A 15,778-nucleotide genomic window follows, 5' to 3' on the forward strand; every position below is an offset into this window, starting at 1 on the left:
TGACTGGGCGAATCGGGTTAGGACGCAGTTTCAACTCCCGAAATTTCATATCTAAGGCGTTGTATAACAGCAACCGTATTTGTTTTGGGTTGAGGAAGAAACAACCAACGCCCAATTCCCAATTCCCCATCTTTTTATGATTACCTCAAAATCTCATTTCAATATTTTATGGGTGCAAATTTGGGTGTTGGCAGTAGTGCAGGGAGCAATTACTCTCACCTGGTTAATTTATAATATATATTTGCCACAACTTTTGACTCAGTTTGGTTTTCCTGCCTCACTAGCAGTTGCCTTGGTGCTATTTGAAAATGCCTTGGGTGCTGTGCTGGAACCTCTAATGGGTGGACTGTCAGACCAAGCTAGACGCTGGGTAGGGACTCGGTTTCCCTTCATCTCAGTAGGTATGATTCTGGCATCGGCTTTGTTCATTGCCATACCATGCGTTGTGAGCTTAATTCCGCCTACTACCATAATGCGATCGCTCTTACCTATAGTATTGGTAGCCTGGGCATTAGCAATGACAATATTTCGTTCTCCAGCGATGTGTTTGTTGGGAATGTATTCTACACCAGCCCAGTTACCTTTAGCAGTAAGTGTTGTCACTTTAGCCGGTGGTATGATTGGGGCTTTTAAACCAATAAGCTATAAGTTTATTCTGAGCTTAGGGCCAGTTTATACTTTTGCGATCGGTTCTTTCGTTATGCTGGGGGCGGCGGCTGTGTTGCGGTTAGTCAATCCTCCAGAAGCAGTAGTGGATAGACACCAAGCAGAAGTAGTCAAGTTGCCTTTAGAGAAATTGGCTTTGATTTTAGGAACTGGTTTTGGTGTAGCGTGGGGTATCCGATTTCTGATGGATGTCTTGGGTAAAGTACTAAAAACCCAACTGAATACTGATAATATTGATGTGCTTATGGTGTGGATCGGATTAGCGATCGCAATTGCCAGCATACCTGCTGGGATCTTCGCCGTCAAAATTGGTAATCGTCAAGCAATGCTTTGTGGGATCTGTGCGATCGTTCCCTCATTACTGATAATGATATCTGTGGGCGTACAAATTCCGATAATTCTATTAATCGTTGCTGGCTTTAGTTTAATTGTCAACGGGGCAATTCCTTTTGCTTTAGGATTAGTACCCCAGCAGTGGGCGGGATTAGGAATTGGGACGTATTTTGGTGGGTTTGCTTTAGCAATGAGTTTGTTTGGCGTTATATTTACCCAACCGCAAGCAATAACACCTTTTATCGGTGCGATTGGGGGTGCATTGGCGTTTTTGTTCGCTGGTGTTTGCATTGCGGTGAGTGGCTTTTTGGAAACCTATGGGCGGCTTCGCCTTCCCGAAGAGTAGGAAGTTGAGATTTTATTATGCGCCTATTCACAGCAACTTGTCTGGTGTAATTGGTAAATCACGAATCCGTTTACCTGTAGCATGATAAACTGCATTAGATATAGCTGCTGCTACCCCAACGATTGGAAGTTCCCCTAGACTTTTCGTCCCTAGAGCATTTACATAAGGATCGGGTTCCTCAACAAATTGCACTTCCATATTTGGGATATCTGCATGAACCGGAATTAGGTAATCGGAAAGGTTAGCACCAACTATTCTTCCCTGATTTGTATCCATTACAGTTTTCTCCAGCAACGCCATACTGATTCCCCATGTAATCCCACCCAAAACCTGACTCCGTGCTGTCTTGAAGTTGAGAATTCGCCCTGCATCATAAACGCCTACGCAACGTCTGACTTTGATTTCCCCCAACAATTCATCGACAGCTACTTCCACAAAGATTGCACCAAATGAGTGTTTGGCGTATTGTTTACTCTCTGGGCTGGGTGAGGTTTCTTCTGTGACTTGTAAACTCTCTAATTGGTTACGGTGCAGAATCTCGGTGTAACTGTCTTGTTTGGAAGGATCGGGTTTTAAAAATATTTGCCCTGACTCAACACCAATATCTTTTGCTTGAGATCCATAAAGTAGAGAACTTGGATCTCCGATCGCCATTTGGATTATTTGATCGCGGATTGCGATCGCTGCTTTTTGTACCGCCGGGGAAACACTAGCAACTGTAATTGAATTACCCGTAATCGGCGCTTTGGGAAAATTGCTATCACCTAGTTCAAACTGCACTGGTAAACCTAATACCTCAGCAGCTACCTGCGTCATCACTGTATAAGTACCTGTACCAATATCTTGGGTTCCACTTTGCACCCGCACCTCTCCACTAGCAAAAATTTCTACCTTGACTGATGCAGTTCCAATGTTGGTGGGAAATGTCGCACTAGCCATTCCCCAACCAATTAGGAAATAACCATCTCGCATGGAACGGGGAATTGGGTTGCGTTGGAACCAACCAAAAATTTCTCCCCCTTTTTGGTAACATTCTTTTAGATATTTACTCGACCAAGGTAATCCTTTGTGGGGATCGATATCTGCATGATTTTTTAGTCTTAGTTCAATTGGGTCAATATTTAAGGTGTATGCTAGTTCATCCATTGCTGACTCTAGGGCAAACATCCCTGTGGCTTCTCCCGGCCCACGCATAAAGGTTGGTGTGCCGGCATTGATGCGGGCTAAACGGTATTTAATTTCCAGATTTGGACAGGCGTACATCATTGTTGTTGCTGTGCCAACTGGTTCTACAAAGTCATCAAATAGCGATGTTAAGGATGTGCCAATGTGATTAATAACGGTTAGTTTACCTTCCTTGGTTGCACCTAGCGTTAGCTGCTGCTGAGTTGGGGATCGATAGCCGCAAGCAGTGTACATTTGCGATCGCGTTAGCACAACTTTCACTGGGCGTTTTACTTGACGAGATCCGATCGCAGCTAAAATAGTGTGCGATCGCAACAACGCCTTACAACCAAATCCTCCGCCTAAATATTTGGAAATGACGCGGACATTTTCTTGAGGAATATTCAGAACAGATGCGATCGCTTTTTGGGTTGCTGAAATGCCTTGAGTAGTTTCATACAGCGTCAAATTATCCCCTTCCCAGATGGCGATCGTTGCAGAAGGCTCAAGGGGATTATGATGTTCCATTGGCGTGGTATAAATTTGCTCTACCAGAACATCTGCTTGAGCTTTCCCAGATTCAACATCCCCTCTGGTGATTTTACCTGGCATCATGCCAAAAAATATTGATTCTGGTTCAAATATCTCTGCGTGTGCCACTGTGACTGTTGCCGGGGCTTCTTCGTAGATAATTTTAACTAGGGAAGCGGCGGTTTCGGCTTGTTCTAAAGTTTGAGCTATTACAATCCCCAGATGTTGACCATCGTAGTAAATATTATCGTCTTTTTCGGTTGGCTGAGGTTGTGGAGGCGAAAAGAAGGGGATTTTTACCAGAGATGGAGTTTGTTGGTAAGTAATGATATCTACCACACCTGGAACGGCGGCGGCGGCGGATGTGTCTATTTGGATAATTTTACCGTTTGCGATCGCGCTTTGAAAAATCACTCCATAAGTTAAATTCTCTATGGGAACATCGGCTGTATACGGTGCTTCTCCAGTAACTTTGAGTTTGCCATCAACGCGATCGAGTGGTTTACCGATAATTTTATTCATAATTTTTCTGTCACAACTGAAAGCGCACGTACCAAAGCGCGTTTGACTAATTCAATTTTGAATTCATTGTGGGTTTGTGGTTTCGCTTCTTTAATGGCTGCTTCTCCTGCGGCTGTAAAGCTAACTTCGTTAATTACTTTGCCTTTGAGAAATTCCTCAGCATCCCTTGCCCGCCAAGGTTTGGGTGCTACTCCCCCAAAAGCGATGCGTGCTGATTTAATTGTGTCTTGTTCTACGTCTAAAGCAACAGCTACAGAAACGAGAGCAAATTCGTAGGAAGCTCGATCCCTAACTTTTAAATAATAGGATTTATATGCAGAATTTGGAATTTCAATGGCAACAATTAACTCTCCAGGCTGTAATAGAGTTTCTTTTTCTGGTGTCTCACCTGGTAAGAGATAAAAATCGTGAATTGAAATTTGACGGGCTTTTTCTGCGCCTTGGATGCAAATCATCGCATCTAATGCCGTCAGCGCCACAGCTAAATCGGAAGGGTGAACGGCAATACAATGTTCGCTCGCCCCAAAAATAGCGTGCATTCGATTGTAGCCTGTAATTGCGGCACAACCTAAACCTGGGGTGCGTTTATTACAAGGAAAAACCGGATCGCGAAAGTAGCCACAACGGACTCGTTGCAATAAATTACCGCCCACTGTTGCCATATTTCGCAGTTGGGGTGAAGCACTTTGTAACAATGCTTGGCTAATTACTGGATAACACTCCTGAATTTTGGGATGAAAAGCCACATCACTCATTCGAGAGATTGCACCAATGCGGATTCCATGAGTTTGAGATTCAATATCTGCGAGGGGCAAACTATTAATATCAATTAATATATTCGCTGCTTGAACTCCATCTTTCATCAATCCTAGTAAATCTGTACCCCCAGCGATAAATGCAGCCGTTTCGTTTTGTTCAACTGTAGCGATCGCTGCATCTTGGGAAGTAACTTTAGCATAACTAAATGGCTGCATCTTCCATTTCCTCTAGTACATCTCGAATCGCCGCAATAATATTTGGGTATGCTCCACAACGGCAAAGGTTTCCACTCATCTTTTCTCGAATTTCTGCCTCAGATTTTGGCAATTCTTCTAATATCATCCCTACGGCTGATACAATTTGACCCGATGTACAGTATCCACATTGAAAAGCATCATGGGTAATAAAGGCTGTTTGCATGGGGTGGAGTTTGCCATCTTGGGCTAATCCCTCAATTGTGGTAATTTCAGCATTGATGTGCATTACTGCTAAAGTCATACAGGAGTTAATTCGCCGACCATTAACTAGAATAGTACATGCACCACATTCACCGCGATCGCAAGCTTTTTTAGTGCCCATCAAACCTAGCTTTTCCCGGAGCGCATCGAGTAAAGTGACACGAGGCTCTAGCTTTAGCGAATAGGAGATATTATTGATATTCAGCGATAAGTCTACTTCCTCTGAACCGAATATTTTCAATTCTTGGCTAAGAGAGTTTGAAGTTATTGGAGCTAAGGAATTTTCTTTCATATTTAGCGAGCAGACTAATATTTATGTTTATTATAGGAATCATATTTGATTATTGAAAAAATATAAGTATATGAATACAAAGCCAACTCAGAAATTATCCAAACCCATAGTGGAAAAAGTTGCCATTGTCGGTGCTGGTCCAGGTGGATTGGCTGCTGCTATAGCACTGAGAAGCCAAGGGATAGACGTTCAAGTGTACGAAAAAGCCCAAGAATTTCGTCCGGCGGGAACTGGACTAGGACTAGCTCCAAATGGCTTGAGTTCTCTAGATGCGATCGCACCGGGAATTGTCGAAACCCTCAAAGGTTCAGGGTGTGAGGTTCACCACACAGTTTTAAAGAATATTCAGGGAGAAACAATCCGGGCTAACGCAACCAAATACTTAGAGCAATATGGACAGCCATTATTGACTATTTGGTGGTATCGTCTACAGCAAGTCTTAGCGTCTAGATTGCCATCTGACATCATTCACCTCAATCATCATTGTATCGGCTTTGAGCAAGATGAAAACAGTGTGGAAATTCATTTTGATGGTGAAAAATCGATATATGCAGATTTGCTGATTGGCGCTGATGGCGTTAACTCTGTAATTAGAGAAACTTTATTTGGCGAGGGTAAGCCTAATTATATTGGTAGTATGTGTTGGCGTGCCGTCATCAAATATCACCACGAGCTATTTAATGACTATGAATTAGTTTTTGTCAAAGGCAATCAACAGTTTATGTACCTTCTGAATGTGGGCGGCGGCTATACCAGTTGGATTAGTCGGAAGTTCTCGCCTGAGTACTCTCTTTCCCACAGCGCCGATGAAGTAAAATCTCGCATTCTCTCTGAATTAGCTGATTGGGATGAATCTTTTCAGGTGGTGGTACAAGCGACACCAGCCGAGCAAATTTGGGAGGGGCCGATTTGCGATCGCCCACCGTTAACTCACTGGAGTCAAGGCAGAGTTACACTCTTAGGCGATGCTGCCCATCCAATGGCACCTGCTATGGGACAGGGAGCCAATACCACTTTTGAAGATGCTTATGAACTGCAAGAGTGTTTTTCTCAATCAGCTAATTTTCAAGAAGCTTTAACTAGCTACGAACAGCGTCGCATTGAGCGCACAAAAATCATCCAAGCTCGTAGTGCTTTGGGTGAGATGCGCTACTTCGATGCCAACACCGTAGTATCTAATGGGCAACAGGAGCGGCAAATGAGCCTTAATGATGATTTTCATAAATGGTTGTATGATTACAAGCCATCTGTAATAAGTTAAATCTTAGTGTTACAAGGAGAAAGCTATTTTTTTAAGTAGGGACAAAATCTGTAAAGTTAGCAGAAAAACTTATAACAACTGCTAATCTTAACCAAGTGATTTAATAATATCAAAAGTGACTGTTTTTAGTCAAGCCCCCAAACCCAATAAATTCGTTGATTTATTGAGAATTATTTGCGTAAAATCAACACAACTTAATCAAAATATTAATTTTTATGAAATGCGATCGCCATTATTGTTTCAGGGCAAAGTAAAGTATAAAATCTAATTTTGAAGTTATACTTTCCTGCGATTATTGGTTGAAATTGAGTGCCAATAATCTGCTTAGTATCTATTTAATTTCCTGAAAATTTTCAATTGTCAGAAAGATTTCTTCATCAGCTATTTGACTGTCGTAATCGATATCAATTTTGGTTGGATAGCCGAGTTTAGGACTATATCCTAGATTCAGGCTGAATGCGTTCCGGTTAATAGCATCTTGAATCACATTAAAAAGCTTGGGAATTGTTTTATATTTTTCAAAATATTGCGGATTAACTGGTTTACCTGTAGCTACAGAAGTGATTGAAGTGGTTTGACCATTACGGACTTCAATCACAACTGGCCCTCTAGCATCTGGTATACAAAAGCAACCGTTACTAAACGTATAGCGATAGTTAGATATTTTTGCCTGATTCCATAAATGCCGATTAAATTTTGATCGTCTTAAATTCAAGTTATTATTCGCTGGAGATTTTGCTGTCTCTACGGGAGTTTGAGAGATGGCTGAAAAATTCAGACCTATAGATAGCAACAGGGCTGCACTTATTGCACTTGTAATGATAGGTAGACGCATATTAATCTATTTGTAAAAACCCTATTTTAATAATTATATTTATTTTTCCAGAAAAGTCCAAACTCCTTCATCCCAATCTGACTCTGTTGGAGGTGATTGTAACCAATGCTGACAACGCAACAGATGCAACATAGCAGCTTTGTCCTGGTTGTCTGCTGCTAAAACTAGGGCAAATTCAGCCCTAGCACGGTTAAAATCGCGTTTGAGGTAATACTCACGCCCTTTATGATAATGCTCAATGACTTGCAATTTTTCGCTTTCAATCGGGTTGGAACGCAAACCCAGTAATTCATATATGGCTACTGGCTCATTTCTGCCCTTGACACGAATGTAATCTAGTTCCCTAGCCCAAATATTATCTTGGCATGGTTTAAAAGTGTTATGGCTAATAATAATGTCGCAACCATATTGTTTGCTGACACTTTCTAATCGAGAGCCAAGATTAACGCCATCGCCAATGGCAGTAAATTCCATCCGCTTACTAGAACCGATATTCCCACTAATCACGGTATCAGAATTAATGCCAATGCCGATCTTAATTCCAGGCTTATTATCTGCATAGCGACGTTGATTAAATTCGTGCAGGCGAACGCGCATTTCTAAGGATGTTTGCACTGCCATCCAAGCGTGTTCTTGTAATGCTAGAGGAGAACCAAATACAGCCATAATGGCATCGCCGATGTATTTATCAAGAGTGCCTTTATGTTTAAAGACTGCCTCCACCATTGATTCAAAATATTCATTGAGCATACTTACCACTTCTTCTGCTTCCAAGTTTTCTGTCAAAGTGGTGTAGCCGCGAATATCGGAAAATAAAATCGAAACTTCTTTGCGATCGCCTCCAAGTTTAGCATCATCTAATTTCAGCAATTCTTCGGCTAATTCCTGGGTCATGTAGCGGTACATCGTACTTTTGAGCCGCTTTTCATCACTGATGTCTTCCATCACCACCAGCGCCCCCCGGACTTGCTCGTGGTCGCTAGCATCAGCAATTGTGTTAATGGATAAATTGATACTGTGCTGCTGTGTACCAGTAGTTATGAGCGTGCGATCGGGGTAATACTGCTGGCGGCCTTTTAAATCGGCTGCATGTAAAGCATCCTGATACCACTTGCTAAAGTCACCTTCTTTGATGGCGATCGCATCAGTCACTAATTTCCCTTCTAAACGATCTTCTAGCTCCATTCCTAGCATCCGCTTGGCACTTTCATTGGCGGCGATAATTAAGCCGGTTTTATCAGTGGAAACCACTCCATTGGAAAGACTACGCAGAATATCCCGTTGCATTTGTTCTTGTTGCTTGACTGTGGCAAACAACTGGGCATTGTGCAGCGCTACTCCCGCTTGAATATTAAAAGCTTCCATGAACTCTTCATCATTGCGGTCAAAGCTAGCTTGGAAGCAGTCGGGAGCTTTCGGCCAATCAGCTGGATTATAAGGGGGAAAATCACCAGATTTCTTTTTATTTACAAGCTGGGTAACGCCAATTAGTTGTTCATCGCCGTTAAATACTGGCATACAAAGCAAGCTACAGGTGCGATAGCCATTTTCCTCGTCGAATTTTTTGGATGTCTCCGAGTCAGGATGATCGTGCAAGTCAAAGGCAATATTCAGTTTCTTGCCAGAAGCCGCGACTAGACCAGCAAAACCTATACCCACGGGGACTCGTAACTCTTTGATTGAACCATCATCTTGGGTGATTTTCGTCCACAATTCATCGCGATCGTGGTCTATTAACCATAGGGTACTGCGATCGGCATTCATCAGTTCCTTGGCTTCATCCATCACCCGCTTCAGAGTATCTTCTAAGTCGAGACTGCTTTGAGAAAGGGACTTGATCGCCTTCATTAGCGCCGCCACTGCTCTTTGTTTTTGAGTGGCGACATAAAAAGAGCGCGAAGATTCTAAAATTAGGCGAATCGAAGGGGCAAATTCTTGAAATAATTGTTCGTCAGCAGAAAGAAAACCTTTGGTATCAATGCGCTCTACAAGTGGAGCATCGTGATTATTTCCAGATTTTAATTTATTCAGTAATTGTACTACTGCAACTAATTGCCCATGTTCATTTAAAAGTGGCAAAGCCAGCATGGTATAGGTACGGTAGCCAGTTCTTTTCTCTTGTTCTTGGGCAAAATGCGATCGCGGATCGTTATAAAAATCAAAGGGAATATTGATAACTTGTTTGAAAGTAGCGACTTCCCCACCAATCCCTTTATTGGCGGGGATACGAATTTCTAAAGAGCGATTGCCTTCTGCCGCAGCGACAATTGACCAGAGTTCTTGTTTTTCTTCATCTAACAAAAATATTGTCGTCCGATCTGCCCCCAGTAATTCTCCAGTTTTTAAGGTAATCGAATGCAACATTTCTTGCAGAATGGTTTCAAATCCCTGAGAATCCAGCATTGACAGGGTTTGATGGACAATCTGTAATTTTTGCTCGACATCCTGAACAACCTGCTTAAAAGTATCCTGAGTTAGGGGAGCAAGAAAGGTAGAAAAAGTTCCTTTTCTTGTGGCCAGAGCGCCCACAGGAGCAGAATTTACTTGTAATTCGAGGTTTTCTTGGTTGTGAACACCAATAATCAAATCGGTGGTCTCCCCATAACTTTCTTGATACACTGACATAACTGGTATTTTATATAGCAGGATGAGATTTTAAATTTAAGAAAGAATGAGATGAAATTTATGTAAGTTGTGCTAAAAGCAACAATAGTTCGATATTATCCATAGTTTAATCGCTTGTTTAGCTAGCGTCATCCTGTGAATAAGGCTGGGAGTCGGTTACAAACAAGCGTGTTTTGACCAAAACCCCTTCCCACTGACGGATACAGATGATGAATGGAGGGTCATACCCCTGATTTAAACGATAAAACAATATTTTCCGCAGCTCGGACTGAGCAGATACAGCCCTCTCTTGGAGATGCTAGGCGAACCAAGTAGGGCTGGAGCCGCTTATCACAAACTTTTAATTAATGCTCCGATCGCCTTTAGCAATTCTTCTGGATCTACAGGTTTGGAAATATGCTGTTGAAATCCGACTGCGATCGCTTGCTGATAATCCATCTCTCCAGCATAAGCAGTTAAAGCGATCGCGGGAATTGTCCCGCCTTGCTCTGGTTTCAAACTCCTGATCTGTCGCATTAGCATGTAACCATCCATTTCTGGCATCCCGATATCGCTAACGATCAAATTTGGCTGGGATTGACTTAGTGCAGTTAAAGCTGCAACGGCTGAGGCTACAACTGTCACTGTTGCACCATATTGCTCCAGCATGAAGGGCAAAAACTCTCGCATATCTGCGTCATCATCGACCACGAGAATCTCTAAGCCAGACAAGGGTGAGGACCGATCTGCCAGAAGTGAGGAGTTATTTTTTGCATCCTTGATTTCTTGACTTTCATCCTGTAAGCATGGAAGTTTAACGGTGAAGGTTGCTCCTTGTCCTTCGCCCAGGCTGTCTGCTTGGACAGTTCCTCCGTGAAGTTCTACGAGATGTCGGACGATTGCTAATCCTAAACCCAAACCGCCAAATTTTCGAGTTGTGGCACCATCTGCTTGACGGAAATAATCAAAGACATAAGGTAAAAACTCAGGTGCAATCCCTTTTCCTGTGTCAGTTACGCGGATTTTTACCTGTGAGCCAACTTGCTCTAATTTGATTTTTACCTGTCCACCGATAGGAGTAAACTTAATGGCATTAGAAAGGATATTCCAAATCACTTGTTGCAATCGATTGGCATCGCCTAAAACTGGCCCGACACCGGATTCAAGAATTGTCTGAATCTCGATAGACTTGGCCTGTGCTGATAAACGCACCGTTTCAATGGCAGCTTCAATGACTGATACCAAATTAATCCGCCCGAAGTTGAGGTTAAGTTTACCCTGAAGGATGCGGGAAACATCAAGCAAATCTTCAATCAATTGGGTTTGCAACTTGGCATTGCGCTCAATGGTTTCGAGGGCGCGATCGCTTGTTGCTTGGTCAAGTTTGCGGGTTCGCATCAGTTTTGTCCAACCCAGAATTGGGTTAAGTGGTGTTCTCAATTCATGGGAGAGAACGGCTAGAAATTCGTCTTTGATTCGGTTTGCTGATTCAGCAGCGTTTCGCGCCGTTAGTTCGGCTTCGTAGAGATGGGCCCGAGCGATCGCTTGGGCGCATTGTTGAGCAACAGCAAAGATAAATGCTCGATCTTCTCCACTAAGTTGTTGAAGTTCATTAAATCCCAAACTTATACCGCCCACTGCCGAACCTTCTACCATCAATGGAATAGAAATCCAGGCATCAATGTCATATTGGGCGTAAGCTTCAGCTAGATGTGGGTAACGAGCTATTCTATTTTGTCTCGATTCAGCCCAAATAGGTTGTCCAGTCCGCACAGCTTCAGCTAGAGGGGAAGGTGAATCAATGGAAAAATACCGCCAAGTGTCTACCAAATCTTGGTTATAGCCAACCGCCCGCACAATTTCTAGTTCAGTTTTGTTTTCATTCACCAAGGCAACGAGGGCAGAATTAGCTCTCAAAGCAGCCATGCTCTGCTCTACAATGACTTCAGATACTTGGGCTGGTGTCAGCGATTCTGAGAGGGCAGCCGTAATGGATTGAAGACGGGCAATGCGCTCTAAAGCTTGCTCTGCCGTTTTTTGTGCCTGCTGTGCTTCTTGGTAAAGGCGGGCATTATCGATCGCGATCGCCGCCCGATGGGCAACATCTTCAGCTAGTAATAAGTCTGCTGTGCTGTAACGACGTTCTGATTCCGCAGTAAAAAAGGAAATTGCACCAAAAATTCTTTCCCGAGCCATCAAAGGAAGAATTATACAGGACTTTAAACCAATTTCACGGATAATTCTTAGATGTTCTGCATCTGGAATGCCTGCTGCTAGAAGTGCATCTGGAATTTCAGTTACCATTTCAGGAATCCCTGTACGCAGTACTTTTGGCACGCCATAAGGTTCATCCAACTTTCTAGGATAATATTGATGAAGTTGCCAACCGAGTTTAACTTTCTCTGGATCTCGGTGGGCAACTGCTACCCGATTAATTGATTGGTTGTCTTGTAGCAAATCGACGCTGCACCAATCGGCGAAATAAGGCACAACCAGATTAGCCACACTTGCTAGCGTCTTTTCGTAATCGAGGGAAGTTGCGAGGGTTGCACTGACTTGAGCCAAAAATGCTGCTCGTTGGCGATCGGCTTCTGCTTCTTGACGGGCGGTTTGCTCTTGAATTAGTTGAATACGTTCCGCTTCAGATTGTTTGCGATCGGTGATATCTAACACAACACCACTCATGTGTGTGGCAATACCCGCTTCATTGAAAAAGGCTTTACCCCGACAGGCTGCGTAGCGGATACTGCCGTCATCTTGAATAATTCGATATTCTAAATTATGTTCTACACCTTCGTTAATCGCTCGACTCAAGGATTGAGCTAATAATTCTCGATCGTCTGGATGCAGACAATCGAGGATTGCTTGCGAAGTGCCAGCAAAGGTTTCGGGTGTTAACCCAAATAGTTGATAAATCTGCTCATCCCAGTCAAAGCGATCGTTGACAATATCCCAACTCCAAACACCGATTTTGCCAGATTTTAACGCCAAGTTGAGTTGTGCTTGGCTGTTCTCTAGACCTTGAAAAAGACGAGCATTTTCTAGAGAAATAGCAATTTGAACTGTCAAAATCTCCAGGACGGAAAGTTTTTCCTGTGTAAAAGCACTGGGGATGAGATTGTTTTCTAAGTATAAAATACCAAGTAATTTCGACTGACGGGCGATCGCTAAACAAAGTACAGATTTAGGTTGCTTTTGGATGACATACTCATCTCCAGAAAACAGATTTTGCTCAGTTGCATTATGCAAAATCACTGTTTCTTGAGTTCGTTGAACATAATTTAATATTGATTGCGGAATAAGTTGTGAAATTTCGCCTTCAAATACGGTTCGAGAAATATTGAGCTTTTCTGCTTGGGGACTAACTTTAGCTTCTACTTCAATTACTAGACTTTGCTCATGTTCCAGCAATAAATAACCGATTTCTGCTCCTGCTTGCTCGATCGCAATTTGCATTAATGTCTTCAACAACCGTGAAAGCACAATTTCACTAGATATAGTTTGAGAGGCTTTAACTACCGATAGAAAATCTAGGTGTTCACCTGTACTGAAAATTGACAAGATAGTTTTGGATAAAGAGCCGTTGGAGTCAGTGAATAATATAAAATATAATCTGTTTCAATGGCTAATGCCAGTGTCGCAACTGGAAACGTGGATAATCTCAATGCACAATTTAGCACTTCTGTATACTGCCTATAGGTAAAAAATGTAATTAATTTAATAATCCACACTGAAGGAACACTCCGCAGTTACTTTTGTTTATGACATTGTGGATTTTGATGCAATATGCGTTAGCAAAGCGGCGAGTTAGCGCTTCGCATTTTATTTGAATTAAAGTAGGGGCGGCAGGCTTCTAGTTATAAAGCCGCCCAAAAAGCCTTAAATAGAATGATTGCAGAACTAAAACTTTTGATTGACAGTTTCTAAATCACCCAAAAAAGCTGTTTCCAAGGCGAAATTACAACTCTTCCAGACATCGAGCTTCCTTAGTCGGCAATGTGAAGAAATATTTCGCCAACAGCATCGCCTGCTACTCAAGCCCCGTTTCCAAGATTTTGGTACTTATATAAATAGATAATTACTGATCCTTTTTTTTAAATTTTACGTTATTAATATAATTAATCTCTGAAAAATAAAAATTAATTCAAGAAGGAGTCAGAATACATTCGGTTTTAGGAGATGTTTTCACAAGAGAAGACATGCTCAATCTGATATTGAAACAACGTAAAATCAGGGATTTTCAAACATCTGCGTAACATAACTTGATAACGTGTCCCATTTTCCCGTTATCTCGGCGGATACCCTCTATGGGATGATTTTTTCTATCCAGTTCCCTTAGCCTTTCTCTTCAACAACCTATCACTGATGCAGCCCACCCACTTAGCCTGCTGCGTATGTCACCATATATTCAACAAGTAAATTTCCCTTCAGCAACTTGTAATGACCGATTACTATGGGATACATGGATGTCCATGTTCCATTTTCCTACGCTTACTGTTGCAGATGAACTGGGGCTATTTTCTCTACTAGAAAAGTCTCCGGCAACGGCTGCTGAAGTAGCTAAAATCCTTTGTTTAGGAAACCGTTCTACTGAAGCACTCTTGGGAGTCCTGACATCAATCGGTTATCTGGTTCAGCATTCAGGAACGTTTTACATCACTGATGTGTCGCGAAATTTCCTCCTTCCCAATAGCCCTTACTACTGGGGTGGAATATTGCATTTAATGCGAACTAATCCACTATCTCACTCATCTCTGCTAGAGGCATTACAAAAGGATAAGTCTACTATCTACAAAGATCAAGATATTTGGGAAGCTCACGAGATAGACCCAGAACAAGCCAAAGCGTTTACCAGACACATGCACAGCCAGACAATCTCTCCCGCCTTATGTGCTGCTAAAACAGGAGACTTTGCAGATGTCAAACGTCTTCTTGATGTGGGTGGTGGCTCTGGTGCTTTTTGTTTTGCCTTGGCTCAACATTATCCAGAAATACGTTGCACTGTCTTAGAACTGCCAGTAGTCTGTAGGATAGCAGAAGAATACATTTCTGCTGCTAGACTCCAAGAACAAATAGATACTTTAGAAGCAGATTTCTTTAAAGACCCCTTTCCTAAAGGTTACGATGCAATTTTATTCAGTAATATCTTTCATGACTGGGGGCGAGAAAAATGTCTCCACTTGGCACGTAGTAGCTTTGAAGCATTGCCAAAAGGAGGTCATATCTACCTTCATGAAATATTGCTGTCAGACACTAAAGATAGTCCTCTAGTTGCAACTTCATTTTCGATGTGCATGGTTTGGATGGCTGAGGGCAAGCAATTCACAGCTCATGAGCTTCATCAACTGCTGACAGAATGTGGATTTGAAGATATATTGTTCACTCCAACCTCCGGTTACTATTCTCTCGTCAGTGGTAGAAAACCCTAGAACACCAAAGAAGTAATCCTGGAAGAACCTCTCCCCCAACCCCTCTCCGTTGGCGTAAGCCTGCCGTTAGGCATAGCGGAAAGGGGAGTTTTGCTCCCCCAACGCTCGTAGGGAAGGGGGCTGGGGGGTTAGGTTTTTGATTACTGAATCGATGCTCTAGATAAAGGCGACATCAATTTTCAAACGAGTAAGGGTATAAAGAACCGGAAATATCTTTGATTTGGTGGCTTCCAATTGGGAGGGGTCACAATCTAATCCCCTTCCAATTGGCTCCTTCAGCATAGCTGCCCTCTGCCTCCTACTTTCTTGAACGCTATCGCTACATCAATCTGATTCCCTTGAAAGACACCCAAAAAGCCTTGCGAGTCTTTTGGTGCAAACTAACGCTCACCCATCAGTCCGATGGCAAAGTACTTTACCAAAATACCTTCATCACTCGCCATTCACTGATAGCCGAGACGGTTAACTCCCGGTTCGCCCATTGTTTCTGGAGTTAGGAAAAAGCTGATTAGGCTTTTACTTCTCTATCTAAATGCTGCATAAGCAAACAAAATCTACATCAGAAAAATATTGGGTTT

10 protein-coding genes are annotated in these 15,778 nt (G+C 42.5%); 4 read left to right on the forward strand and 6 right to left on the reverse strand.

Annotated features, from left to right (window positions below):
• Window positions 1-136: 136 nt before the first annotated feature.
• The gene (locus tag CDG77_RS10940) at window positions 137-1,345 is read left to right on the forward strand and encodes an MFS transporter (protein WP_094329458.1); all 1,209 of its coding nucleotides are present in this window, start codon (window positions 137-139) and stop codon (window positions 1,343-1,345) included.
• 27 nt (window positions 1,346-1,372) lie between these two features.
• Here the strand turns inward: CDG77_RS10940 and CDG77_RS10945 are convergent, their stop codons facing one another.
• The 3 genes from CDG77_RS10945 to CDG77_RS10955 are packed head-to-tail and all read right to left on the reverse strand — an operon-like array spanning window position 1,373 to window position 5,071.
• A complete protein-coding gene (locus CDG77_RS10945) occupies window positions 1,373-3,562 on the reverse strand; it encodes a xanthine dehydrogenase family protein molybdopterin-binding subunit (protein WP_094329407.1) in 2,190 nt (729 codons plus the stop codon).
• Window positions 3,559-4,536, reverse strand: a complete 978-nt coding sequence (locus CDG77_RS10950) for an FAD binding domain-containing protein (RefSeq protein ID WP_094329408.1) — start codon at window positions 4,534-4,536, stop codon at window positions 3,559-3,561. Before CDG77_RS10950 ends, CDG77_RS10945 begins: the two co-directional genes overlap by 4 nt.
• On the reverse strand, window positions 4,523-5,071 hold the full coding sequence (locus CDG77_RS10955; RefSeq protein ID WP_094329409.1) for a (2Fe-2S)-binding protein: 549 nt from the start codon (window positions 5,069-5,071) through the stop codon (window positions 4,523-4,525). Before CDG77_RS10955 ends, CDG77_RS10950 begins: the two co-directional genes overlap by 14 nt.
• Window positions 5,072-5,141: 70 nt before the next feature.
• Between CDG77_RS10955 and CDG77_RS10960 the strand changes: the two genes are divergently transcribed.
• A complete protein-coding gene (locus tag CDG77_RS10960; protein WP_094329410.1) occupies window positions 5,142-6,332 on the forward strand; it encodes an FAD-dependent oxidoreductase in 1,191 nt (396 codons plus the stop codon).
• Window positions 6,333-6,663: 331 nt separating this feature from the next.
• Here CDG77_RS10960 and CDG77_RS10965 read toward each other — a convergent pair whose 3' ends face one another.
• The 3 genes from CDG77_RS10965 to CDG77_RS10975 all read right to left on the reverse strand — a co-directional run bounded on the left by CDG77_RS10965 (window position 6,664) and on the right by CDG77_RS10975 (window position 13,332).
• Window positions 6,664-7,167 carry a DUF6174 domain-containing protein gene (locus tag CDG77_RS10965; protein WP_094329411.1) on the reverse strand — a complete coding sequence of 168 codons (504 nt, stop codon included), beginning with the start codon at window positions 7,165-7,167 and terminating at the stop codon, window positions 6,664-6,666.
• 39 nt (window positions 7,168-7,206) lie between these two features.
• On the reverse strand, window positions 7,207-9,792 hold the full coding sequence (locus tag CDG77_RS10970) for a GAF domain-containing protein (protein WP_094329412.1): 2,586 nt from the start codon (window positions 9,790-9,792) through the stop codon (window positions 7,207-7,209).
• Window positions 9,793-10,122: 330 nt separating this feature from the next.
• Entirely contained in the window at window positions 10,123-13,332 is a 3,210-nt protein-coding gene (locus CDG77_RS10975) for a GAF domain-containing protein (protein ID WP_223269780.1), read from the reverse strand.
• A gap of 833 nt (window positions 13,333-14,165) precedes the next feature.
• Between CDG77_RS10975 and CDG77_RS10980 the strand changes: the two genes are divergently transcribed.
• Both CDG77_RS10980 and CDG77_RS37495 read left to right on the forward strand, forming a co-directional pair.
• Complete coding sequence (locus CDG77_RS10980) at window positions 14,166-15,200, forward strand: methyltransferase (RefSeq protein WP_094329413.1); 1,035 nt, start codon at window positions 14,166-14,168, stop codon at window positions 15,198-15,200.
• A gap of 338 nt (window positions 15,201-15,538) precedes the next feature.
• The gene (locus tag CDG77_RS37495) at window positions 15,539-15,697 is read left to right on the forward strand and encodes a hypothetical protein (RefSeq protein ID WP_223269781.1); all 159 of its coding nucleotides are present in this window, start codon (window positions 15,539-15,541) and stop codon (window positions 15,695-15,697) included.
• Window positions 15,698-15,778: the final 81 nt, after the last annotated feature.

The sequence above is a fragment of the Nostoc sp. 'Peltigera membranacea cyanobiont' 213 genome (genome assembly GCF_002245975.1).
Lineage (GTDB): Bacteria > Cyanobacteriota > Cyanobacteriia > Cyanobacteriales > Nostocaceae > Nostoc.